Annotated in this window: 20 protein-coding genes; 13 read left to right on the plus strand and 7 right to left on the minus strand. The window is 52.0% G+C overall.

The genetic code is table 11. The features are described 5' to 3' along the window. Positions 1 to 12 precede the first annotated feature (12 nt). The 6 genes from cmk to REH51_RS00210 form a co-directional block, all read right to left on the minus strand. Positions 13 to 702: a (d)CMP kinase gene (gene cmk / locus REH51_RS00185; RefSeq protein WP_009724760.1), complete on the minus strand. Its 690-nt coding sequence runs from the start codon at positions 700 to 702 to the stop codon at positions 13 to 15. Beyond that, complete coding sequence (locus tag REH51_RS00190; protein ID WP_009724759.1) at positions 692 to 2,983, minus strand: bifunctional prephenate dehydrogenase/3-phosphoshikimate 1-carboxyvinyltransferase; 2,292 nt, start codon at positions 2,981 to 2,983, stop codon at positions 692 to 694. The genes cmk and REH51_RS00190 overlap by 11 nt, the downstream gene beginning before the upstream one ends. Positions 2,984 to 2,994: 11 nt before the next feature. After that, positions 2,995 to 4,086 carry a prephenate dehydratase gene (pheA, locus tag REH51_RS00195; protein WP_498936574.1) on the minus strand — a complete coding sequence of 364 codons (1,092 nt, stop codon included), beginning with the start codon at positions 4,084 to 4,086 and terminating at the stop codon, positions 2,995 to 2,997. Between the two features lie 5 nt (positions 4,087 to 4,091). Further along, positions 4,092 to 5,195, minus strand: a complete 1,104-nt coding sequence (gene serC / locus REH51_RS00200) for a 3-phosphoserine/phosphohydroxythreonine transaminase (protein WP_498936576.1) — start codon at positions 5,193 to 5,195, stop codon at positions 4,092 to 4,094. Next, entirely contained in the window at positions 5,179 to 7,938 is a 2,760-nt protein-coding gene (gene gyrA / locus REH51_RS00205) for a DNA gyrase subunit A (RefSeq protein ID WP_009724756.1), read from the minus strand. Before gyrA ends, serC begins: the two co-directional genes overlap by 17 nt. A 153-nt stretch (positions 7,939 to 8,091) precedes the next feature. Continuing rightward, a complete protein-coding gene (locus tag REH51_RS00210) occupies positions 8,092 to 8,526 on the minus strand; it encodes an acyl-CoA thioesterase (protein ID WP_039869827.1) in 435 nt (144 codons plus the stop codon). Positions 8,527 to 8,695: 169 nt separating this feature from the next. Between REH51_RS00210 and REH51_RS00215 the strand changes: the two genes are divergently transcribed. The 13 genes from REH51_RS00215 to REH51_RS00275 all read left to right on the plus strand — a co-directional run bounded on the left by REH51_RS00215 (position 8,696) and on the right by REH51_RS00275 (position 22,140). Further along, positions 8,696 to 9,634 carry a recombination-associated protein RdgC gene (locus REH51_RS00215; RefSeq protein WP_498936578.1) on the plus strand — a complete coding sequence of 313 codons (939 nt, stop codon included), beginning with the start codon at positions 8,696 to 8,698 and terminating at the stop codon, positions 9,632 to 9,634. Between the two features lie 58 nt (positions 9,635 to 9,692). Then, positions 9,693 to 10,874, plus strand: coding sequence for a 1-acyl-sn-glycerol-3-phosphate acyltransferase (locus REH51_RS00220; RefSeq protein WP_009724753.1), 1,182 nt, complete (start codon positions 9,693 to 9,695; stop codon positions 10,872 to 10,874). A 174-nt stretch (positions 10,875 to 11,048) separates the two neighbouring features. Next, positions 11,049 to 11,330 (plus strand): hypothetical protein, encoded by a 282-nt coding sequence (locus REH51_RS00225; protein WP_009724752.1) that lies wholly within the window; start codon positions 11,049 to 11,051, stop codon positions 11,328 to 11,330. A 99-nt stretch (positions 11,331 to 11,429) separates the two neighbouring features. Beyond that, entirely contained in the window at positions 11,430 to 13,466 is a 2,037-nt protein-coding gene (gene metG / locus REH51_RS00230; protein WP_009724751.1) for a methionine--tRNA ligase, read from the plus strand. A 92-nt stretch (positions 13,467 to 13,558) separates the two neighbouring features. Continuing rightward, positions 13,559 to 15,160, plus strand: coding sequence for a sensor domain-containing diguanylate cyclase (locus REH51_RS00235; RefSeq protein WP_498936580.1), 1,602 nt, complete (start codon positions 13,559 to 13,561; stop codon positions 15,158 to 15,160). Next, on the plus strand, positions 15,157 to 15,738 hold the full coding sequence (gene rsxA, locus REH51_RS00240; protein ID WP_009724749.1) for an electron transport complex subunit RsxA: 582 nt from the start codon (positions 15,157 to 15,159) through the stop codon (positions 15,736 to 15,738). The genes REH51_RS00235 and rsxA overlap by 4 nt, the downstream gene beginning before the upstream one ends. A 5-nt stretch (positions 15,739 to 15,743) precedes the next feature. Then, the gene (gene rsxB, locus REH51_RS00245; RefSeq protein ID WP_039869777.1) at positions 15,744 to 16,346 is read left to right on the plus strand and encodes an electron transport complex subunit RsxB; all 603 of its coding nucleotides are present in this window, start codon (positions 15,744 to 15,746) and stop codon (positions 16,344 to 16,346) included. Next, positions 16,333 to 18,012 carry an electron transport complex subunit RsxC gene (gene rsxC / locus REH51_RS00250; RefSeq protein WP_009724747.1) on the plus strand — a complete coding sequence of 560 codons (1,680 nt, stop codon included), beginning with the start codon at positions 16,333 to 16,335 and terminating at the stop codon, positions 18,010 to 18,012. Before rsxB ends, rsxC begins: the two co-directional genes overlap by 14 nt. Beyond that, positions 18,009 to 19,058, plus strand: a complete 1,050-nt coding sequence (locus REH51_RS00255) for an RnfABCDGE type electron transport complex subunit D (protein WP_009724746.1) — start codon at positions 18,009 to 18,011, stop codon at positions 19,056 to 19,058. Before rsxC ends, REH51_RS00255 begins: the two co-directional genes overlap by 4 nt. After that, the gene (rsxG, locus tag REH51_RS00260; RefSeq protein ID WP_009724745.1) at positions 19,055 to 19,690 is read left to right on the plus strand and encodes an electron transport complex subunit RsxG; all 636 of its coding nucleotides are present in this window, start codon (positions 19,055 to 19,057) and stop codon (positions 19,688 to 19,690) included. The genes REH51_RS00255 and rsxG overlap by 4 nt, the downstream gene beginning before the upstream one ends. Then, entirely contained in the window at positions 19,687 to 20,388 is a 702-nt protein-coding gene (locus tag REH51_RS00265) for an electron transport complex subunit E (protein ID WP_009724744.1), read from the plus strand. The genes rsxG and REH51_RS00265 overlap by 4 nt, the downstream gene beginning before the upstream one ends. Before the next feature lie 15 nt (positions 20,389 to 20,403). Beyond that, complete coding sequence (nth, locus tag REH51_RS00270) at positions 20,404 to 21,042, plus strand: endonuclease III (protein WP_009724743.1); 639 nt, start codon at positions 20,404 to 20,406, stop codon at positions 21,040 to 21,042. Positions 21,043 to 21,069: 27 nt separating this feature from the next. Then, positions 21,070 to 22,140 carry a hypothetical protein gene (locus REH51_RS00275; protein ID WP_498936582.1) on the plus strand — a complete coding sequence of 357 codons (1,071 nt, stop codon included), beginning with the start codon at positions 21,070 to 21,072 and terminating at the stop codon, positions 22,138 to 22,140. Positions 22,141 to 22,152: 12 nt separating this feature from the next. Here the strand turns inward: REH51_RS00275 and REH51_RS00280 are convergent, their stop codons facing one another. After that, positions 22,153 to 23,211 (minus strand): tRNA-queuosine alpha-mannosyltransferase domain-containing protein, encoded by a 1,059-nt coding sequence (locus REH51_RS00280; RefSeq protein ID WP_009724741.1) that lies wholly within the window; start codon positions 23,209 to 23,211, stop codon positions 22,153 to 22,155. Positions 23,212 to 23,282 lie beyond the last annotated feature (71 nt).

Genomic DNA, 23,282 nt, shown 5'->3' on the forward strand with positions numbered 1-23,282 from the left:
CGCAAGGGAGAATCAAATGCCGTTTACCATGCCACGCTGGGCTAATAATTCGGTCAACCGATCAACCACTTCCGGTATGCTCAGGCATGTGGTATCAAGCGTTATGGCATCATCTGCCGGCTTGAGAGGAGCCACACTGCGTTGCGTATCGCGTGCATCGCGTGCCTGAATCTCCTTTAAAAGACTCGATAGACTAGCACCCACCCCTGCTTCCTGCAACTGTAGATGCCTTCGCCGAGCCCGTTCCTGCGCACTTGCAGTCAGAAAAATTTTCAGTGGCGCGTCAGGAAACACTACGGTTCCCATATCGCGACCGTCTGCCACCAAACCTGGGGGTTGTTGAAAATCTCGCTGGCGCTGCAGCAATGCTTCACGAACTTGAGGTAAGGCCGCTACACGAGAAGCGCGCTCACCAGCTTGCTCTGTTCGTATCGCTAGGGAAACGTCTTCACCTTCTAAAAGCGTTTGAGGCTGCCCACCTAGTACCGGGAAAGCGACATCAAGCTGCGTAGCAAGCAACGCCAACGACGCCTCATCATCTAAGGCCACGTCATGTCTTAAGGCCGCCTGAGCGGTGAGTCGATATAACGCTCCGCTGTCTAACAAGTGCCACCCTAGACGTTCGGCAACCAAACCACTGATGGTGCCTTTACCTGCCCCGCCTGGGCCATCGACCGTTAGCACAGGGACATTAATCGTCATTAGCACCCTCCACACTCACACGCATACCGATATGCTGCGCCAGGGCTACAAAATCAGGGAACGAGGTGGCCACATTCGCGCAGTCATCGATGATAATTTCATCGTTTGCGCGCAAAGAGGCAATTGCAAACGCCATGGCAATACGGTGATCACCTAAGCTGTCGATACGTCCGCCGCCGTAGCTCGGCACGCCATTGTCACCATTACCAACGATATCAATGCCATCTTCAACAACTGTGTGTTCCACGCCTAGTATCGCTAACCCGTCGGCCATTGCCTGAATTCGATCAGACTCTTTGACCCGCAGCTCTTCAGCGCCGCGCAAGCACGTTTTTCCTTGCGCGTTAGCAGCCGCAATAAACAACGCGGGAAATTCGTCAATAGCCAGCGGTACTTGATCAACCGGGATTTCAATCCCTTTTAAAGGCGCATAACGAATGCGAATATCCGCCACCGGTTCACCGCCTACCTCGTGCTCATTTTCAAGCGTTAAGTCAGCACCCATCAGGCTGAGAATATTAATGACGCCAATGCGCGTAGGATTGATACCAACGTGCTCAAGGGTAATATCTGCCCCTGGCGTAATGGCTGCTGCCACTAAGAAGAACGTTGCAGAAGAAATATCGGAAGGAACATCTATAGGGCCTGCCGCCAGCTTACCGCCCCCCTGGAGCCAGCAGGTATCGTCCTCACGCGATACGTCGTAACCAAAGCCATTAAGCATGCGCTCGGTGTGGTCACGAGTAGGCGCTGGCTCACGCACGCGAGTCTCACCTTCGGCGTACATACCTGCTAACAGCAAGCAGGATTTAACCTGCGCACTAGCCATGGGCATGTCGTAGTAAATACCCTTCAATGCTGCGCCACCTTTAATTTTAAGTGGCGGACGACCGCCTTCAGCGGTGTCGATAGTCGCGCCCATCAAACGCAATGGGTCAGCGACACGCCCCATTGGCCGTTTGGTTAACGACTCGTCACCGGTTAGCTCACTATCAAATGCTTGACCTGCCAATAGCCCGGCAAACAAACGCATGGCAGTACCTGAATTACCCACATACAGCGGGCCTGCTGGGGCTTTCAAGCCATGCATCCCCACGCCGTGAATAGTGACTCGCCCCTGATATGGCCCTTCAATTGCCACACCCATCTCACGAAAAGACTGCAATGTTGCGAGGCTGTCTTCGCCTTCAAGAAACCCTTTAACCTCGGTGACTCCCTCCGCCAGAGCGCCCAGCATAATAGAGCGATGGGACATTGATTTGTCGCCAGGCACGCGCAGACGACCTTGCGCCTGGCCGCCCGGCTGCACCCGATAAGTCACTTTACCGTGTGGTTGCATATGATATTCCGCCTGATAGCTGGTTTTATTCAATAACGTATCGAAATAATGGCGTGCATGGCTGGCACGATCAAACGTTGCAATAAGGGCATCGCTATCGCCGCTTTCTACCGCCTGCCGCAACCGCGTGAGGCCTGCCTCAAAATCATCTAACGACGACAAGACGGCGTCCCGGTTGGCAATAAAGATATCTCGCCACATAACAGGGTCACTGCCAGCGATACGGGTAAAATCACGAAACCCACCGGCTGCATAACGAAAGATTTCTAATCGCTCGTCTTGACGTGCCAGTGTATCGACTAGTGAAAACGCCAGTAAATGCGGCAAATGACTGGTACGCGCCAGCACTTGGTCATGCCGTTCTACGCTCATGTGCAGCACGTCAGCACCAGCGGCACCCCACAGCGCTTCAACCCGTGCAAGCGCACCTGCGTCCACGTTCGGCTCAGGAGTAAGGATCACTTTGTGATTAACATAGAGGGCTGGGTCAGACGCGGCAACACCACTTTTTTCAGAGCCTGCAATCGGATGACCTAGCACCACTGAAGGCGGCATCTCCCCGAAGGCGCGCACAGCACAATCACGGATCGTCGCTTTCGTGCTACCCACATCGGTAATCACCACGTTTTTAGACGCACGGTGAAGCGAATCCGCCAGGGTGGTCATCACACTCTCCATGGCCAGTACGGGCACAGCCAAAATCACCATGGAGACGTCATCAAGCAGTTCTGCTAGCTGTGAACCGCCATGATCTATCAACCCTAAATCAATCCCCAAGGCGATCTCTGATGCATTAGGGTCACACGCTGAAATATGCCCTTTGAAACCTGAGCGCCGTAGCGCGGCGGCCAACGACCCTCCGATCAAGCCAAGGCCAACTATCAGTAAATGTGACTCTTGGCAAGATGACCGAACGTCAGCGCTAGATTCCAACGCTTGCACAGCACACTCCGTCACAGCACGCCTAGAGGATAGGAGCCAAGCACACGCAGCTCAGAAGCACGTAGTCTTACTTCTTCAAGCACTGCCGCTACCTGTGGTTCATCCCGATGCCCTTTGAAATCGATAAAAAACACATAATTCCAAACACCAGTACGTGAAGGCCGTGTTTCTATCCGCGTTAAATCAATACGGTGACGATGGAACGGCTCCAACAAATCATGCAATGCACCGGGCTGGTTACGCATAGCGACAACAATTGAGGTTTTATCCTCGCCAGATATCGGCACATCTTGATTACCAATAATCAGAAAGCGCGTGGAATTATCAGGTCGATCTTCAATCTTTTCGGCAATGCGTTCTAGACCATACAGTTTGCCCGCCATATCTCCGGCAATTGCCGCGCTGTGCCACTCTGTTTTGACCAGCTTGGCAGCTTCTGCGTTAGAGGAAACTGGCACTCGCTCAGCGTGTGGATAGTGAGCATCAAGCCATTTACGGCACTGGCCAAACGACTGTGGGTGGGAATAGATGCGTGAGACCTTATCCCGACGCGTGGTTTCGCTAATTAGCAGGTGGTGGTGAATACGTAGCACTACTTCACCGCAGATCTTGATCGACGAGTCCATAAAGGTGTCGAGCGTATGATTGACAACCCCTTCAGTGGAGTTCTCTACCGGCACAACCCCGTAATGAACAGCGCCTGCCTCTACTTCACGAAAGACTTCATCAATCGCTGCCATCGGCATACTGACAGCGCTCTCACCGAAGTGTTTAAGCGCAGCCTGCTGGGTAAATGTACCCTCAGGGCCTAAGTAGGCGACTTTTACAGGTTGTTCCAGCGCGAGACACGCCGACATAATTTCGCGAAACAGCCTCGCCATCTCTTCTGAATCTAGCGGGCCTTGATTCAACGACATAATACGGCGCAACACCTGCGCCTCTCGCTCAGGACGATAAAATATGGCGTCTTTATCCTGGGCAAGCTTAACGTGTGCCACCTGTTGGGCGCAGTTGGCGCGCTCACTAATCAAGCGCAGAATATCGCCATCCAACTGGTCGATACGTTGACGTAAATCGTCTAAATTAATCGGCGTATCGGACATGGTGGTTAGCCTCTTCGTTGTTCAAAACCCGCCATAAAGGCGGTTAACTCATCAACGGCCTCTTCAGGCACCGCGTTATATAAACTTGCACGCATGCCGCCAACACTGCGATGGCCCTTCAGGTTAAGAAACCCTGCTTCGTCAGCTTCTTGCAGGAACACACTGTCTAAACTGGCATCGGCCAGCACAAACGGAACGTTCATACGAGAACGGTTACGGCTAGCAATCGGGGTGGTGTAAAAATCACTGGCATCGATAGCGGCGTAAAGCTTCTGCGCTTTGCGCTGATTAATTTCATCCATCGCCTCTAAGCCACCGATGTCATCTTTTAACCACTGGAAAACAAGGCCTGCCAAGTACCATGCAAACGTTGGCGGCGTGTTTACCATAGAGCCTGCGTCCGCAAGCATTTGGTAGTCAAACAGCGATGGAATAGAGCTAGGCGCTTTGCCAAGCAAATCATCACGAACAGCGACCAGCGTTAATCCAGCCGGCCCGATATTTTTTTGAGCACCCGCGTAAATCACCCCAAACTGGGTCACATCGATAGGGCCAGACAGAATGTTCGATGACATATCGCAAACCAAAGGTACATCCGCGCCATCTGCACGCTGCACCATTGGCGTGTAGTCGAACTCTAAACCACCGATGGTTTCATTTGAGGTGTAATGCAAGTAAGCGGCATCGCTGCTGATCGCCAGTGCATCTTCATCAGGCACCGCTGTATGACCATTGGCCTCGCTACTCGCTGCCACGTGACAGTTGAAGCCCAGCCGCCGGGCTTCACTAATTGCCTTTTTACCCCAAATGCCTGTCTGGATGAAATTGGCGCTCCCCCCTTGCCCAAGCAAATTCATAGGCAGCATCGCAAACTGCATGCTGGCTCCGCCCTGCAAGAAAAGCACTTTGTAGTTACTGGGAATCCCCAGCAAATGACGCAGATCGGCTTCTGCACGGTCCGCAATAGCGACAAAATCATCGCTACGATGGCTCATCTCCATGACAGATAGACCGCGCCCTTGAAAGTCCAGCAGTTCGTTGCGCGCACGCTCAAGCACGGCAACAGGCAGGGCCGCTGGCCCTGCGCAAAAGTTATAATGACGTGTCATCGGTTCCCTGTTCCTGTTCGCCATCGTCAGTGTTGCCTGGCTCGCCTGGGGCAACTGGATCGGTATCAACCCCATCTGTGCCAAGGACGTCTGTTTCTGAAATATCTGACTCAAACGTATCTATTTCGGCAGGCTCGTCCACGCGGACAGTTTTGACTAATTTTTCTTCTTTACCCAGGCGAATTAGCATAACCCCCTGAGTATTACGCGAGGTCGTTGACACTTCTTCAACCCGAGTACGGACCAAGGTGCCACGATCAGTGATCAGCATCATTTCGTCGCTGTCGTAGACCTGCATTGCCGCTACCAAGGCGCCATTACGCTCGCTGGTTTGCATCGCGATGACACCCTGTCCACCACGACCGCGCAGTGGGAATTCTTCCAGGCGCGTACGCTTACCATAGCCATTCTCACTCGCCGTGAGAATATAGATCTGACCTTCCGCTTGAGCGTTCTCGGCCGCGACAACCTGTGCATCAGCATCTACGTCGGCGTCATCTTCAGCGTCAATTTGCTGGCTCTTCGGTATGATCAAGCTAATGACTTCCGCGTCCCCCGCTAGGCGCATACCGCGCACACCACGGGCGGTACGCCCCATAGCGCGCACATTGCCTTCTTCAAAGCGAATCGCCTTACCGTTGGAGGAAAGCAGCATGGCGTGATCAGAGCCAGACGTAATGGCAGCTCCCACCAAACGGTCACCCTCTTCCAGATCAATGGCAATCAAGCCAACACTACGCGGACGGGAGAACTGCTCAAGGCTGGTGCGCTTAACGGTGCCTTTCGCCGTAGCGAAGAAAATGTAGTGCTCGGGGTCGTAGTCACGCACCGGCAGAATAGCGTTGACGGCTTCACCTTCTTCAAGCGGCAGCATATTGACCAGCGGTTTGCCCCGCGAACCACGGCTGGCATTTGGCATTTCGTACACTTTCAGCCAATACACTTTGCCTCGGTTAGAGAACAGCAGCACGGTGTCATGGGTTGACGCCACCAACAGGTGCTCAATAACGTCTTCATCTTTCATCGCTGTGGCTGACTTACCACGTCCACCACGGCGCTGCGCTTGATAATCAGACAACGGCTGTGTCTTGGCATAGCCTGAGCGGGAAACAGTTACCACCATATCTTCTTCAGCGATCAGATCTTCAATCGACAGATCAAGGTGGCTAGCCTGAATTTCCGTACGGCGATCATCGCCATACTGTTCACGCACAGCATGCAACTCTTCCCGAATCACTTCCATCAGACGATCCGGAGAGGCCAGGATGGTCGTGAATTCCGCTATTTTTTCAAGAATCGATAGGTATTCGTCTAACAGCTTCTCGGTCTCAAGTCCCGTTAGACGGTGCAAGCGAAGCTCGAGAATTGCTTGGGCCTGCGCGGGAGACAGTCGATACTCCGTCGCAGCCGTGTTTAGACCAAACCCCTCATCTAGATCTTCTGGCTTGCACGAGGTTGCGCCAGCACGCTCCAGCATCGCAGTAACCTGACCAGGCTTCCACGTTTTAGCCAACAGTTTTTCGCGTGCTTCGGCGGCATTGGGAGATGCCTTGATCAGCTCGATAACTTCATCAATATTGGAGATGGCAACTGCCAAACCTTCCAACAAATGACCACGCTCACGGGCTTTTTTCAATTCATATAAGGTACGGCGAGTAACAACTTCCCGGCGGTGGCGAATAAACGCCTCAAGCATCTCTTTTATGTTCAGAGTGCGCGGCTGGCCGTTTTCCAGCGCCACCATGTTAATCCCAAACACATTTTGCAGCTGTGTTTGCGCAAACAAGTTGTTGACGACAACATCACCCGATTCGCCGCGCTTGATCTCGATCACCACGCGCAAGCCGTCTTTATCCGATTCGTCACGAAGTTCAGCAATACCCTCGATTTTCTTCTCTTTTACCAGCTCAGCGATTTTCTCGATCAATCGCGCTTTATTCACCTGGTAAGGCAGTTCAGTGATGATAATGTGGTCTCGGCCACTCTTATCATCATGCTCAATAGTGTGGCAGGCACGCACATAAATACGCCCACGCCCGGTGCGGTAAGCGTCTAAGATACCCGCGCGACCATTAATAATGCCACCGGTAGGGAAATCCGGCCCTGGAATGTACTGCATCAGGTCATCGACGGTGAGCGTGTAATCATCAATTAACGCCAGACAACCATCAATTATTTCCCGCATGTTATGGGGCGGGATATTAGTAGCCATGCCCACCGCTATACCTGACGACCCGTTGATTAACAGGTTAGGAACTTTGGTTGGCAGCACGGCGGGTATGCGTTCGGTACCGTCGTAGTTATCAACCCAATCGACGGTGTCTTTCTCCAGGTCAGCTAGTAGCTCGTGGGCAAGGCGCGCCATGCGCACCTCTGTGTAACGCATGGCGGCCGCGTTATCACCGTCAATGGAACCAAAGTTACCCTGGCCATCCACCAGTACGTGACGCATGGAAAAGTGCTGGGCCATACGAACGATAGTGTCATAGACCGCACTATCACCATGCGGATGGTATTTACCGATGACATCGCCGACGACACGCGCCGACTTCTTGTACGGTTTATTCCAATCGTTGCTCAGCTCGTGCATGGCAAAAAGCACACGCCGGTGAACAGGCTTGAGGCCGTCACGCACATCAGGAAGAGCGCGACCGATAATGACACTCATCGCGTAGTCGAGGTACGACTGTTTAAGCTCGTCTTCAATATTGACGGGCAAGATTTCTCTGGCGATGTCACCCATGAAAGTCAGATCCTTTGCACTGCATTGGCACTGCGAGAGTTGAAAGCGCTTAAAAAAGCCGCCCTTGATACCACAACAAGGCGGCGCGCAGATACAGCACCATCATACCACTGCATAAGCACCATGGGCAGTCAGTGGCAACGGCATTACGATTTACGCTAAAAAGGCGCCTTTATCGACCACAAGGCCCTCAAGCACCTCTCGCACGTCTCCTTCAATAGGAGCAGCCTTATTTGCCTTTATATCTAGCAGCACAAAGGTCAAATCTGCCTGGGCAACCAGCACGCCGTCTTGACGCACAATTCGATGATGACAAATCGCGCTACGATCACCTACGTCTACCATGCCGGTCATAATCTGCAAATCATCGTTCTGAACAGCGGCCGCTCGATAATCAATATTCAGATTGACCACGACAAACGCTCGTCCTGCCTCATGAAGCTGTTTTATCAAACGCGGATGGTCATCAAAAAAAGCCCAGCGACCCTCTTCCATAAATTCGAGATAGCGTGCGTTATTGACGTGGCCGTAACCATCCAACTGGTAACCGCGCACTCGCAGCGCAACACTGGATATTGCTGTGGACATAACTCCCCCTTTTTTAAAGTCTGTTTTTAAAATCTGTGAATTATCCATGGAGCACCTCAAATCAAACACAAGTTTTAAACCAGTGCAACAACAAGGCAATCCCCTAAGGCGCTGGTAGGAAAGGCTTGGTTTCGCCATAATGTGCCACCTTTTAAATAGGATTGGTGACATGTGGTTTAAGCACCTACATTTATACCGCCTTCACGGCGCCCCTGAGCTTGATAGCGATACACTAGCGAATGCGCTAGACGAGCATGCAGCCAAGCCGCTAGGTAATGCGGATGCGCGCCGTTTAGGGTGGACAGCCCCGGCAGGCCGACTGGGTGGTGGCCAGCGGCTGCATGAAAACCAAGGCCACAGGCTACTTTCAGCCCTGCGCCAAGAGCGATTGCTTCCTGCATCTGTTGTAAAAGAGGAAGTTGACGATAAAGTCGCTGACATTGAAGCCAGCGAAGGGCGAAAAGTAACGCGCAAAGAAAAAACGGCGCTAAAAGAGCAAATCACTGAGGAACTAATGCCCCGCGCATTTGTTCGCAGTCAGAAAATCGATTTATGGTGGGATACGCGCCGGCAATTAATTGGCGTCAACGCCAGCTCTCGTACACGGGCAGAAGATGTGCTGGATCTACTGCGCGAAACGCTGGGTAGCTTAAAAGTCACGCCACTCACATCGCAAACACTGCCTATTCGTGCGATGACGCAATGGCTGGGTGAAGCGGAAAGCCGCCCTGCGGATCTTTTGCTAGGAGATCAGGTTGAGTTAAAAGCCAAAGGCGATGATGGCGTACTGCGCGCTCGCCAAGTTGATCTGGACAGTGACGAGATCCAGCAACTGCTTGAAAGTGGACGTCAAGCCAGTAAGCTCGCGATTAGCCTGGAAGGTCGTTTAAGCTTTGTTCTGCATGATGACCTAGCGCTGAAGTCATTGCGTTTTGGCGATGCATTAATAGAAGAAGCTGATCACGCAGATGATGGCGACGATGCACTTGCTCGCTTAGAAACTGATTTTATTTTGATGGCGCAGGCACTGTCTGACGATATTCCCCGCCTAATCGAGTGGCTTGGTGGTGAAGCACAGCGCGAAGCTGCTACGCAGCCAGACGCTTAATTCAGTCTTTAGCCTGCTGATGTAAACTGTTTATTTCTGCCTATATCCAACGGATCGCATGACTCATCACAACAACGCACTTAACGCTGACACTGCCAACGACCCCTGGGCTGACATTCGTCCCTATATGGATCATGAAGTAGCCGATGTTCTTGAGCGCCTATCGCATGATAGCGAGCTATTAAACGCATTGACTCGCTTTAGGCTGCCGCGCATGGCCAAGTGGGCGCCTCCTGTTGCCCGCGCTCTGGCTGGCCATGCTGTCCGCCGTGAAGTAAAGGGCGTTACATCCGTATATGACTTCCAGATGCGCATCGCTAGCTACATGGAACGCATGATCCGCACCACCACGGATGCTTTCGAGGTCTCCGGGCTGGATAAGCTTGATAACGACAGCGCTTACTTGTTTATAGGCAACCATCGCGACATATCGCTAGACCCCGCATTTGTGAACTATGCGCTTTACCTGGCTGGCCGAGGCACAGTGCGTATTGCGATCGGTGACAATTTGCTGAAAAAACCCTATGTCACGGACCTGATGCGGTTAAATAAAAGCTTTATTGTTCCGCGCAGCGCCCGAGGCAAGCGTGCCATGCTGGCGGCATATCAGCAGTTGTCGGCCTATATTCGCCATTCAATCACGGTTGACCAGCACTCTATTTGGATGGCGCAGCGGGAAGGCCGTGCTAAGAATGGCATTGATCGAACCGACCCCGCTATTATCAAAATGCTGACCATGGCCAGACGTAATGCCGAACGGGATATGGTATTTGGCGACGCCATTGCTGAGTTAAAACTGGTGCCGGTATCGATTAGCTATGAATATGATCCTTGCGACCTACAGAAAGCTCAGGAACTTCATGATATCGCCACTGAAGGTAGCTACGCGAAGAGCGAGTTCGAAGATATCAGCTCTATTGTGTCAGGCATCACTGGCTCTAAAGGTCGGGTTCAGCTGCGCTTTGGCAGTCCGGTAGGCGCTGACATGGCGACACCTGACGAAGTGGCAGCGGAAATTGACCGCCAAGTGATCGGGGGCTACCGCCTGTTTCCTAGTCATTATTTAGCACTGGAAGCCCTAGGCGAATCACCAGAACTCATTGCCCGCAAAACGATAACGCGTCAAGACAGAGACCGTTTTAACGCTCGGTTGGCAAGCATACCTGAAGCGTTGCGTCCTTATTGGCTGGATCAGTACGCCAACCCTGTCAAACACAAGGCAGGACGTCTGAGTCTTTAAGCCGCAACACTATGGCGCTGGGGTGCTGGGGTGCTGGGGTGCTGGAAGAATGGGAAATAAGCGGTACCCAATGCCTCTAGGAAGCCATGCTCAGTTGCAAAAAAAGTGCTATGGTCAAAGCATTCATTGGTCTCGCTTGAACATTCCTCAAGCGCGGTCTTAAGGAGAACTTCAATGTCCGCATCAGAAATTCAAAAAACGCGCATTATTAACGAACTGCGCGGCTTTATTCGTAAGCTGCTCCAAGATCCAAAAATCTTAGAACAATCCCTGGCAATTGCACGACAGCAGCTAGTCGAAGGCAATAGCCCTGCTGTGATGGCTAAAATTGCGAACGAAATCTCCGACACTACTAGTGTTCATATTCCCGAAGACCCCACTGAGCACTCTGAAGCTGACAAGCTTTTTTTAGAGCTTCTACGTGAAGTCGTTCAGGAGGAGCAGGCACTCTACTAGCGGAGAAGTAGCTGTAAGCAGCATGTTGACGTTACCGGCGAAGCACACCCCTACTTCGCCGTCTTTATTTGCACTGCCTAACCGGAATTATCATTCACCATGTCAAATACTGCCCCGCGCAACATTTTGGTGACAAGCGCGCTTCCTTATGCCAACGGTGCCATTCACCTGGGCCACCTTCTTGAGTACATCCAAACCGACATTTGGGTGCGTTTTCAAAAAAGTCGTGGACAGCAGTGCTACTATGTTTGCGCCGATGATGCCCACGGCACCGCCATTATGCTGCGGGCTGAGCAGGAAGGTATCACGCCCGAAGCCTTGATTGAGCGCGTTTCCCAAGACCATCAGGAAGATTTCGCTCGCTTTGGCGTGGGATTTGATAACTATCATTCCACCCATTCAGATGAAAACCGCTATTTTAGCGAACTGATCTACACCCGCTTGCGTGATAAAGGCCATATTGCCACCCGCGATATTGAGCAAATGTTTGATCCGCAAAAAGGTCTGTTCCTAGCTGACCGTTTTATTAAAGGAACCTGCCCCAAATGTGGTGCCGATGATCAGTATGGCGATAACTGCGAGAAGTGCGGCGCCACTTACACGCCTGCCGACTTAATCAATCCTGTCTCTGCTATTTCAGGGGCAACGCCTGAAGTGCGCAGCTCTACGCATTACTTTTTCAAGCTGCCAGACTTTGCTGAATTTCTTCAGCAATGGATTAACGACGGCCATGTCCAGCCGCAAATTCGCAACAAGCTGATGGAGTGGTTTGAGTCGGGCTTTAATGAGTGGGATATCTCCCGAGATGCGCCCTACTTTGGCTTTGAGATTCCTGATGCACCGGGCAAATACTTCTATGTTTGGTTAGATGCGCCTATCGGCTACCTGGCAAGTTTTAAAAACCTATGTGACCGGGAAGGTATCGACTTCGATACCTTTTGGAAGAAGGATTCGGCCGCAGAGGTTTACCACTTTATTGGCAAAGATATTGTCTATTTTCATGCCCTGTTTTGGCCTGCCATGTTGCATGGTGCAGACATGCGCACGCCTACTGCGGTCAACTGTCACGGTTTCTTAACCGTAGACGGTGCCAAAATGTCTAAATCTCGCGGCACTTTCATCAAAGCAGCCACCTACGCTGAACACTTAAACCCTGAATACTTACGCTACTACTTTGCCGCTAAATTAACGTCAAAAGTAGACGACTTGGATCTCAACCTAGACGACTTTTCCGCACGGGTTAATTCTGACTTGGTCGGCAAGGTTGTCAATATCGCCAGCCGCTGCGCGGGCTTTGTGAAAAAACTGGGTGGCGGCACACTGGCTGAACACTGTGCCGAACCACAAATGGTCGCCCGCTTTATCGCTGCTGGCGACGAGATTGCTGACGATTTTGAAGCGCGTGAATTTAGCCGGGCCATGCGCAAAATTATGGAATTGGCCGACGAAGCCAATACCTACATCGCCGACAAGGCACCCTGGGCACTGGCTAAGCAGGAAGGCCATGATACCGAGGTGCTGGAAATTTGCTCGGTAGGCATCAACTTGTTCCGCCAGTTAATGGTCTATCTTGCACCCGTGGTGCCAACCATGGCCGAACAGGCGCGCGATTTCTTGAATATTGATTCACTAGACTGGCACAGTCGCAATAACGTGCTGATCAATCACCCGATCAACAAATTCAAACCGTTAATGACGCGGGTTGAACGGGATAAGATTGACGCCATGATTGAGGCATCCAAGGAGGATTTGGTGGAAGAGGAGAAGCTGAAAAACACTCCAAAAGGACCACTGGCGGAAGAACCAATTGCGGCAGAAATCAGCTTTGAAGATTTCGCTAAAGTTGATTTACGCATTGCCCGAATTGCTAAAGCGCAGTACGTTGAAGGTGCTGACAAATTGCTCCAGCTTACGCTGGATTTAGGTGGTGAAACACGCAATGTCTTTTCCGGCATTCGTTCTGCTTACTCACCGGAAGCACTCGAAGGCCGCTTGACTATCATGGTGGCTAATCTAGCTCCTCGCAAAATGCGCTTCGGTTTATCAGAAGGTATGGTGCTAGCATCAGCTAATAAAGAAGGGATTTACTTACTTTCCCCCGATGCAGGCGCGGAACCAGGACAGCGTGTAACTTAATTAGGTATACTTCGATAAAGGGGCTGAGTACGCAACCTCAGCCCCTTTTTTATGAGTTCGTACTGATATTTTAACCCTACTGAGTTCGCTTTATGCACCAGCGTATCCCACGCTCATTGCGTTTTCGTTTTTTCGCTGCCCTTGGCGGATTACTTCTATGTGCAATTGCCGCGCTAGCGGTAATAAGCGCATGGCTTATATTCCCGGCTCTGCAGGCAGAAGAACGGGCTATGGTAAAACGGGAGCTGGACCGCGTTGAACGTAGCTTTGAGCTGGATCAGCAGCAGCTGCATGCTCAGGTGCGGGACTGGGCTCACTGGGATGATACTTATCAGTTCATACAAGGCGAGTATCCACGCTATGCAGAGGTCAACTTTAGCCAAGAAATGTTTGAAGACATGCGCTATCAGCTCATGGCGTTTTTCACAACCAGCGGAGACGTGCACTTTCTTGCTGGAATAAATCCAGTAACAGGCGACTACCAAACATGTAGAGCCCCTATCGATGACTGCAGTTGGATGACCCCATGGGTAACCAATATGCAGACAGCCATTGCCGAAAACAGAACCGATCAGAGTAGCATTTACCCTGACCGTCCTCCGGCAATAATGGCCTCTAGCCCAATTTTACGCACTGACAAAAGTGGCACGGCAGTTGGGTGGTTATTCAAGACGCGCTCATTAGATGATGATTGGCTGGCGTTTATGGAGGGTTATACAGGGCTACCTATCACCCTCAACCTCAGTAAGGAGACGATTTCTATCAGCGATGTTTTCAGCTTTTCAGGCAATACGGTATTTGCCGAACGTTACTTCCCTACATCGAGCTCTCTCAGCTCTGTATCGTTAGGCGTAGGCATTGAGCTTAATCGTACAAGTTATTTAACCAGCTTAACCACATTTCGTTATGTGCTGTTATGGACCGCTGGCTTGATGATCATGGTCATTGCCTTGGTACTACTGCTTCTTGAGAAAATTGTGCTAAAGCCGCTACGTTTATTAACTCAATTTACTCAGCAAGTAGGCATTGATGGGGCGGATGCCCATGGGCTTACCAAACGCAACGATGAGATAGGGTTACTGGCACGTACGTTTCAAGAGCAATTCGCCTTCCAGCAGCAGCTCAATGCCGAGCTGCTGAAGCTATCCACCCATGACGCACTAACGGGTCTACCTAACCGCAGGCTTTATGATCAGCGCCTAGAAACGGCCTTTTCAGACGCTGTCTCAACACCAAGTGAATTAGCGGTTATGATGTTGGATATTGACCACTTCAAGCTGTACAACGATCACTACGGTCATCAACAAGGCGATGAATGTTTGCAGCAAGTTGCTGGCGCTTTTAATAGCATCGCAACCAAATTCAACTTCCTAATTGCCAGAACGGGAGGAGAGGAGTTCAGCGCCATCTTGCCGGGAGCTTCTCCAGATTCTGCCAAGGGCATTGGCGAGCAACTGACGCGAGTGATAGACCAACTGCAGCTACCCCACGCCACATCACCCGTGAAGCCCTATGTAACGGTAAGCGTTGGTATCGCTATGCTGCAAGACAGCAAGACGCCTTCGCCAAGTGCCGTAATGAGTACTGCCGACCAAGCCCTCTATCTTGCAAAAGCAGCCGGACGACACCAAGTCGTGCTATTTAAACCACCGCTAGCCAGTAACACTTTTTCTGCGCACAATACGCCGTTATGAATGAACTCTTTCTGATTTTGATCAGCACTGCGCTGGTCAATAATTTTGTGCTGGTGCAGTTTTTAGGGCTTTGCCCGTTTATGGGGGTTTCAAATAAGCTGGAATCCGCCATGGGTATGTCGCTAGCGACGACGTTCGTGCTGACACTGGCATCTGCTGCTAGTTACGTGGTCTATCATGGCTTACTTGTGCCCTTGGATGTTACCTACCTTCGCACCATCAGTTTTATCGTTGTTATTGCCGCCGTTGTACAATTTACCGAAATCATGGTGCGCCAACTAAGTCCCCTACTACATCAGGTGCTGGGGATTTTTCTACCGCTGATTACGACTAACTGTGCGGTGCTTGGTGTGGCTTTGTTATCGCTTAACCGTGAACTTAGTTTTTTTCATACCACCCTTTACGGCCTGGGGGCTGCACTAGGGTTTTCGATGATTTTAGTGCTGTTCGCAGCAATGCGTGAGCGATTAGCCAACGCCGATATACCAACCCCCTTTAGAGGTGCAGCCATTGCTATGGTCACGGCGAGTCTTATGTCATTGGCCTTTCTCGGTTTTTCAGGATTAGCGCAGGGGTAACCGCCATGGGAGACATGTTTTCTTGGTGGGGCATTCTCAGTGCAGTGAGTGTGTTGACCGGAATAGGAATAACCTTTGGAGCACTACTGGGTATGGCCAGTGTGCGCTTCAAAGGCAAAGACAACCCGCTGGTAGAGCAGATCGACGCACTGTTACCACAAACCCAATGTGGTCAGTGCGGCTACCCGGGCTGCCGACCCTATGCCGAAGCCATCAATCAGGGCGATGCGTTGAATAAGTGCCCACCTGGCGGCGAAGCAACTATTCACGCATTAGCGGACTTACTAGGCCGAGAACCTGCGCCACTGGATGGCGAGGCAGCCACCGAAGATACCGTCGCATTTATTCGTGAAGCCGAGTGCATTGGTTGCACTAAGTGCATCCAAGCGTGCCCGGTGGATGCCATTATTGGCGCTGCGAAGCAAATGCACACGGTGATAGAGGATGAGTGCACAGGCTGCGACTTGTGCGTCGCGCCCTGCCCCGTAGACTGTATTGATATGTTGCCTAGAAGCAAGTCGCTCAGCCAATGGCAGCCTATTGCCAACATAACGCCTTTAATCGCCAGCGATCGCCAGCCAACCAGGAGCCAGCATGCCGGCCTATGAATTCCCGGGTGGCATCACTCCGCCCGAACGCAAAGATCGCTCAAACCAATCGCCGCTACGAAACGCACCTCTACCTACTCAGGTAACGCTTCCACTCAAACAGCATGCTGGCAACCCCGCCATCCCGTGTGTTGCTATCGATGATGTGGTTCAGGTAGGTAGCCTGATTGCTCAGCGAGACGGCATGATATCGGCAAACCTACACGCCAGTATTAGCGGGTCGGTGACTCAGGTTAGTGATAGCGCCATCACTATCAACGCCGATGGTCTAGATCGCTGGCAAACGCTGCCCTGTCTTGACTGGCGTACCGAAAACCACGCGGCACTCATTGATAGACTAGATAACAGCGGGCTAGCGGGCCTAGGTGGTGCCGGTTTCCCCACGTATATCAAAGCTCAAATCGCCGACCATCATCGCATTGATACGCTGGTGGTCAATGCCGCCGAATGCGAGCCGTATATCACGGCAGACGACCTGGCTCTTCGCCATTATCCAACTGACATACTGGAAGGTGCGCAGATGGTAGCTAAGCTCTGCGGCGCCCAACAGATAGTGGTGGGGATTGAAGATAATAAGCCCGAAGCAATCCGTGTGTTAAAAGATGCATTATCTCTCTGTCAGCCCCCTAGCTATCAGCACCCAGTAGGCATAACCCTGAAGGTCATCGAGACCCGATATCCTAGTGGTGGTGAGCGCCAATTGATCAAAAAGTTGCTCAACCTTGATGTTCCCAGTGACGGCCTTCCCGCCGATGTCGGTGTCCTCTGCCACAATCCCGGTACACTGCTGGCAGCGTTGTACGCAGTGCGTGATGGTAAACCTTTGATCGAGCGAATCGTCACCCTGACGGGAGACGCCATCAGCACGCCGGGCAACTACTGGGTGCGCCTTGGTACGTCTATTAGCTGGCTGCTTCAGCAGGCTGGTTTAGAAAGCCAACAGCTTCATCAAGTCATTGCCGGCGGCCCAATGATGGGTATACCACTTTCGACGCTTGACTCGCCGGTGCTTAAAACGACGAACTGCTTGATCGCAGCCACTCATGAAGAGCTTCCACCAGCCCCTAGCGAGTCTCCCTGTATTCGCTGTGGTGCCTGTGAAAGCGTGTGCCCTGTCCAGCTTCTTCCGCAACAGCTGCTTTGGTATGCCCGTGCGGAGAACGACGATACGCTGGAAAAGCTCCACTTATTTGATTGTATTGAGTGCGGCGCCTGCAGCTTTGTCTGCCCTAGTTACATTCCATTGGTGCAGGATTATCGTTCAGCAAAGCAGCGTATTCGCGTTAAGCGAATTGAAACCGCTAAAGCCGATCACGCCAAACATCGGTTTGAATTTCGTCAGGCGAGGTTGGCCCGCGAAGATGCCGAGAAGCAAGCACGCCGCCAAGCGAGACAGGCACAAAGCCGCCAGTCTTCAGACAGCTTGAAGGCAACCAACAGTCTCTCGCCAGAGGTTGACTTGCGTAGCTTACGCATTGCACAAACCGCCGCTAAAGCAGCGGTGAGAAAAGCTGAAAAAACCCTTGCAAGAGCTGCCGCACAAGACCCCAACCAGCGCCATGATGATTTAGAAACCCAGCTGGCCACCGCCCAAGAAAACCTTAAGGCAGCTGATACTCGGCTGGCTGAGGCTCGCGCCACAATGGCACAAAAGGAATCGCCATGAGCATGATGCACGCCTCGCAGCTAACGACTGAGTCATTAAATACGATGCCACCCACTGCCCATTTAATGCGCTGGGTGATCGTCGCCACCTTGCCTGGGCTTGGCGCGATGACGTTTTACTTTGGCTTGGGTGTTATCAGTAACGTGCTACTCGCGGCGCTGTTTGCACTCGGCGCAGAAGCGCTGGTTTTAAAACTCCGCCAACGCCCATTACGGCCTGCACTGTTGGATTCAAGCGCGTTACTAACAGGCGTACTGTTAGGTGCATCGCTACCGCCTGCTAGCCCTTGGTGGCTCATTGGGATTGGCGTTATTGCGGCCGTTGTGGTTGCTAAACAACTGTATGGCGGCCTAGGCCAAAACCCTTTCAACCCCGCCATGGTAGGTTACGCGCTGTTATTAGTGTCGTTCCCCACTTATATGACGTTATGGTCGCCTCCGCAGCCACTTATCTCCGAAAACCTATGGGGCCAGATAAACGGTACTTTGCCGGCTTCCGCGCTGGATGCGCTAAGTGGGGCTACGCCGTTAGATGCCTTCAAGCATAAAGGTGAAGCGGTGCTGGCCAGCGAATTTTGGGCTGGTCAGCCACTACCCGAAGGAACATTGAACGCTTGGCGTAACGTCGCGCTAGCCTGGTTAGCAGGTGGACTGTTATTAATTGCCAAACGGATTATCAGTTGGCATATCCCTGTTTCGATGCTTGTTAGCATAACAGTGCTCGCAACACTATTTTATGCCAGCGACCCAAGCCACTTCGCTTCACCGTTTTTTCATCTAACCACTGGTGCTGCAATATTTGGGGCCTTTTTTATTGCCACTGATCCCGTCTCAGCGGCGACCAGCCGCCGAGGGAAACTCTTTTTTGGCGCCGGGATTGGCGCGTTGGTAATGATTATCCGCACGTTTGGCGGCTACCCAGATGCGGTGGCATTTGCCGTTTTACTGATGAATTTATGCGTACCGCTGTTGGATATCTATACCGTTCCACGCCCTAGGGGACAGCCTAATGCGCAGCAGCGCACAAAGCGAGGAGAGTCACTATGACGCCCCGCCAAGCCATGCTACGCGGCGCTTTCGCCTTGGGGATGTTCTCACTGGTCACCGCAGGCAGCGTTGCGTTAACTCGAGCGATGACGGCTGAGCGTATCGCTGATCATCAGCTAGCCTATCAGCACCGCCAACTGCAGAACGTATTGCCGGACTCTATGAAAGATATAGCTGTTCAAGTGGTTTTAGACGGCGTATTCGAACTACCCAACCCAGAACAATTAGGCCACCGCGAACCTCAACATGGATGGCACGTCCAGCGAAATCATCAGCGTGTCGTCATTCTGCCGGTCGTTACTCGTCAAGGTTACAATGGCGAAATTGGGCTACTCGTGGGCATCGACCAGCAGCAACGCATTACCGGCGTACGCGTTACCCAACACCAAGAAACGCCTGGTCTTGGCGATGACATTGAGCGCCAGCGAAGTGACTGGATAACCGAGTTTAATGGATTGAGCTTAAACAGTTTGCCGCCGAGTGGATGGGCCGTGCGCAAAGATGGTGGCCACTTCGACGCCTTTACGGGCGCCACCATTACGCCACGCGCAGTTGTCAATGCTATCCACCATACACTGAGCTATGTTGCCGAAACAGAACTCCCTATCACCTTTGAAGAGCCCACCCAATGAGTCAGTGGCGCGAACTAGCCCGAAACGGCCTATGGTCAAATAACCCTGCTCTCGTTCAATTACTGGGGCTATGCCCTTTGCTGGCAGTCAGTGGCAGCGTCGTCAATGCACTCGGGCTGGCATTCGCCACCCTGCTTGTCATGGTCGGCGCCAGCACCACCATTTCGTTGATTCGACACCAGGTTCCCAGTGCAGTGAGACTCCCCGCCTTTGTCATGGTGATTGCCGCCTTTGTTACCTGCGCCGAACTGTTAATGGCTGCGTTTGCCTACTCGCTTTACCAAGTGTTAGGAATTTTTATTCCGCTGATTGTCACTAACTGCGCCATTTTGGGGCGCGCAGATGCCTTTGCTTCACGCCAGCCGGTATTACCGGCCGCCATCGACGGTTTTATGATGGGCCTGGGGTTCGGTGCCGTATTGGTACTGCTAGGAGTGCTACGCGAATTGCTTGGCCAAGGCACCCTATTTAGCGATATGGCGCTGCTATTTGGGCCTATCGCCACAAGCTGGCAACTTACTTTGGTAGACGATTATCAGTTTTTGTTCTTCGTGCTGCCACCTGGGGCTTTCTTCGTTGCGGGATTATTGATTGCTTTAAAAAATGTACTTGATCAACGCCGCACCGCTCGCGCGCAACCTGCTCGAGCAACACCCCGGACAGAACGTCGAGTACGCGTTACTGGCACTATCAAATAACCAAGAGAACACCCGATGAATGCCCAAAAGCGACATGAAATTTTTGCTCGCCTACAGGCGGAAAATCCGCACCCCACGACTGAGCTAAACTGGAGCACGCCTTTCGAACTGCTGGCCGCGGTGCTGCTGTCGGCTCAAGCGACGGACGTTGGCGTTAACAAGGCCACCAACAAACTTTTCCCTGTGGCCAACACGCCCCAAGGAATCATTGACCTAGGCATTGATGGGCTAAAGAGTTACATCAAAACTATCGGGCTGTTTAATACCAAGGCCGAAAATCTGATGAAAACCTGCCACTTGCTAATCAATCAACATGGTGGCGAAGTACCTGAAACACGTAAGGCGCTGGAAGCCTTGCCTGGGGTTGGGCGAAAAACCGCCAATGTGATCCTAAACACTGCATTTGGCCAGCCCACCATTGCCGTAGACACGCATATTTTTCGGGTTTCTAACCGCACGGGTATCGCCAAAGGCAAAGATGTCGTTGAGGTTGAGCAGAAGCTACTACGCCATGTACCTAATGTATTTAAGCAGGACGCCCACCACTGGCTGATTCTTCATGGGCGCTATACCTGCATTGCACGCAAACCACGCTGCGGCAGCTGCATTATTGAAGACCTATGCGACTATAAAGACAAAACCGAGCTTGCCTAAGCTGGTCGTTAACGCGAGAAAAACAAGATGCCAACCCCTGCCAAGCTTCTTCATGACCAGCCCATTGCCCAGCGTATTGATGCGCTCTTGGATCTTTCCAGACAGCACGCCGAGCATTTTTGTAGCCCCGGCGCATGGCTAGCTCGGCAACGTTATATGGCAAAACACCCCACCTCGATAGTCGTGATGAAGTGCATGGATGGTCGTATCCATATTCCTCACGCCACTCGCACACCGCTCGGCATTATTACCCCATTTCGCAATTTAGGCGGTATTTTCGATTTGGGCTGGCCCTATTTGGGAGAACTGCTCACCGATGCCGTAATTAGAGCTGCTAATAATGGGCACGCCACTTTAATGTTAATCACTTATCATTTTTCGAGCGGCCATCAGGCACGTGGTTGTGCTGGTTTTAATTGCGACACCGACGCAGCAAAGGCTTACGCTTACGCGATAGCCAAACAAGCAGGCCAGCTGTTTGGCAGTGATCATCAGCAGGTTTACCCGTTAGTGTGTGGCTTTGAAACCGACAGTGATGCACTGATTATTCACGGACTCCATGGTGATATGCTGGATATGCGTGACTGGCTAGGTCAGCCTGCAGACGCGTTAGGGGCTACGCTTGCCAGTTTATGCCCCGACATGCCAAAAGAGATCCAGCGGGATTTACTCCCCCTGCTTGAAGGTAACCTTGCCCATGTGAGTGCGCTACATGGGGTTAAACGAGAGCTGGATATTGAGCACCGAGAGTGGGTCATCTGTATTGGCCGTGGATTCGATTTTCTGCACCTTCCCAACACGGCGCTAATTATCGGCCCCTATGGCCCTGATTTAGCCGAACCCATTGGCACCGCCGCGGCAATCATCGACGCCAACATGCAGACTGGAAGAATTCCTGACGATGGTTTTATGCTGCTTGCCTCGACCCCCTATCAGCACAGTGGCGTAGATCGGGCGCGCGCCGAGCTGAAATCGCGTTTTTTATCAGACTTCGCCGAGCACGTCATTCAGCGCGAACATCCCGCTCTGGCCAAAAAAATGCGTCGCCATACGGCGGTAGTACATTGGCCAACTAGGCGATTGGATTCACTTACTTGAACCTGACACCGGTCAGTGCCCCATCAAAAGCGCACGATAAGCGCGGCGCCATTCGGGCCACTGCCACTGCTGAGTATTCAACAGTACTGGCTGACTAGCGGGGTCGGTTAGCCAAGCGTACAGCCGTTGATAAAGCCCCTCTTGCGTGCCATCAAAGCGATAGTCACTGGGGTATAACTCGGGGAAGCACAGCCTGTCTGGTACTAGCGGAGTCGCTCCGCGCTGGGCGGCTTCCATAATGGCTAATCCTTGGAACTCATGCCACGTCGTGGAGACCACAATGCCACCGCCATTCAACAATGCCTGATACTCCTGTTCAGGCTGTGGCCCCCAGCATATTGTCTGCGCCGCCAAGCGCTCCTCTGCCTCATCAAAAATGCTCGGCACATCGCGAAAGCGCTGGCCAAGCACCGCCAACTCAAAAGGCACATGCTGTTCACTCAGCTTGAACAGCACCGCAAAGAAATCCTCAGGATTTTTATCGTACTCCCAGCGATGGTTCCAAATGATCCGGCGTGGGTGTGCATTAGTCTGGGGAATATCCGTTAGCGGCATTATTGGCACGGGCAATACTATCGCCTGCTGGCGTAAGCGCTCTAACGGTTTGGCGGCCGGTAGATTTTCAGGCATTTTTTTTAAGAACCGCCGCGCACCGTCGAAAAAAGAGTCACGGTTGTAGGCGGTATTAAACACCAACGTATCTGCCGCCAGAGCCGCATACAAATTGACCATCTTGGCCTCTACCTGGGAAGTTTGATCGCTAGACTCAGGGTAGGCAAACTGGTTTTCATGGAAGTAAACAATCTTTCTGGCACGTCCTAAATGGGGAAATAAGCCAACAAGCGTGGCAATATCCACCATTGAGGTGGCTAACATAACATCATAGGGTTCACTGAGTGTTTCATACTCTTTTAACCACCAACTCAATGGATTACCACGAATTCGCCATGAAAAGTGGCGTGGCGGCAAGCTAAGCAGTGTCCAAGATACGTCATCAACTTCGGCCATCAGGCTTTGTGCCCAGTAGCGATGACTAACCGCCTCGTAAGCAGACAACAATAAAACGCGCATAAACACCTTAATTAAAAGCCTATTGAGCCTGAGTTCAACTAAGCAAAAGCAGTCAGTTGGATACAACACTT

Source organism: Halomonas bluephagenesis (genome assembly GCF_054790765.1).

Coding starts and splice junctions, on each gene's coding strand:
- cmk (WP_009724760.1), bottom strand. CDS start 702: ATGACGATTAATGTCCCTGTGCTAACGGTCGATGGCCCAGGCGGGGCA.
- pheA (WP_498936574.1), bottom strand. CDS start 4,086: ATGTCCGATACGCCGATTAATTTAGACGATTTACGTCAACGTATCGAC.
- serC (WP_498936576.1), bottom strand. CDS start 5,195: ATGACACGTCATTATAACTTTTGCGCAGGGCCAGCGGCCCTGCCTGTT.
- gyrA (WP_009724756.1), bottom strand. CDS start 7,938: ATGGGTGACATCGCCAGAGAAATCTTGCCCGTCAATATTGAAGACGAG.
- REH51_RS00210 (WP_039869827.1), bottom strand. CDS start 8,526: ATGTCCACAGCAATATCCAGTGTTGCGCTGCGAGTGCGCGGTTACCAG.
- REH51_RS00215 (WP_498936578.1), top strand. CDS start 8,696: ATGTGGTTTAAGCACCTACATTTATACCGCCTTCACGGCGCCCCTGAG.
- REH51_RS00220 (WP_009724753.1), top strand. CDS start 9,693: ATGACTCATCACAACAACGCACTTAACGCTGACACTGCCAACGACCCC.
- REH51_RS00225 (WP_009724752.1), top strand. CDS start 11,049: ATGTCCGCATCAGAAATTCAAAAAACGCGCATTATTAACGAACTGCGC.
- metG (WP_009724751.1), top strand. CDS start 11,430: ATGTCAAATACTGCCCCGCGCAACATTTTGGTGACAAGCGCGCTTCCT.
- REH51_RS00235 (WP_498936580.1), top strand. CDS start 13,559: ATGCACCAGCGTATCCCACGCTCATTGCGTTTTCGTTTTTTCGCTGCC.
- rsxA (WP_009724749.1), top strand. CDS start 15,157: ATGAATGAACTCTTTCTGATTTTGATCAGCACTGCGCTGGTCAATAAT.
- rsxB (WP_039869777.1), top strand. CDS start 15,744: ATGGGAGACATGTTTTCTTGGTGGGGCATTCTCAGTGCAGTGAGTGTG.
- rsxC (WP_009724747.1), top strand. CDS start 16,333: ATGCCGGCCTATGAATTCCCGGGTGGCATCACTCCGCCCGAACGCAAA.
- REH51_RS00255 (WP_009724746.1), top strand. CDS start 18,009: ATGAGCATGATGCACGCCTCGCAGCTAACGACTGAGTCATTAAATACG.
- rsxG (WP_009724745.1), top strand. CDS start 19,055: ATGACGCCCCGCCAAGCCATGCTACGCGGCGCTTTCGCCTTGGGGATG.
- REH51_RS00265 (WP_009724744.1), top strand. CDS start 19,687: ATGAGTCAGTGGCGCGAACTAGCCCGAAACGGCCTATGGTCAAATAAC.
- nth (WP_009724743.1), top strand. CDS start 20,404: ATGAATGCCCAAAAGCGACATGAAATTTTTGCTCGCCTACAGGCGGAA.
- REH51_RS00275 (WP_498936582.1), top strand. CDS start 21,070: ATGCCAACCCCTGCCAAGCTTCTTCATGACCAGCCCATTGCCCAGCGT.
- REH51_RS00280 (WP_009724741.1), bottom strand. CDS start 23,211: ATGCGCGTTTTATTGTTGTCTGCTTACGAGGCGGTTAGTCATCGCTAC.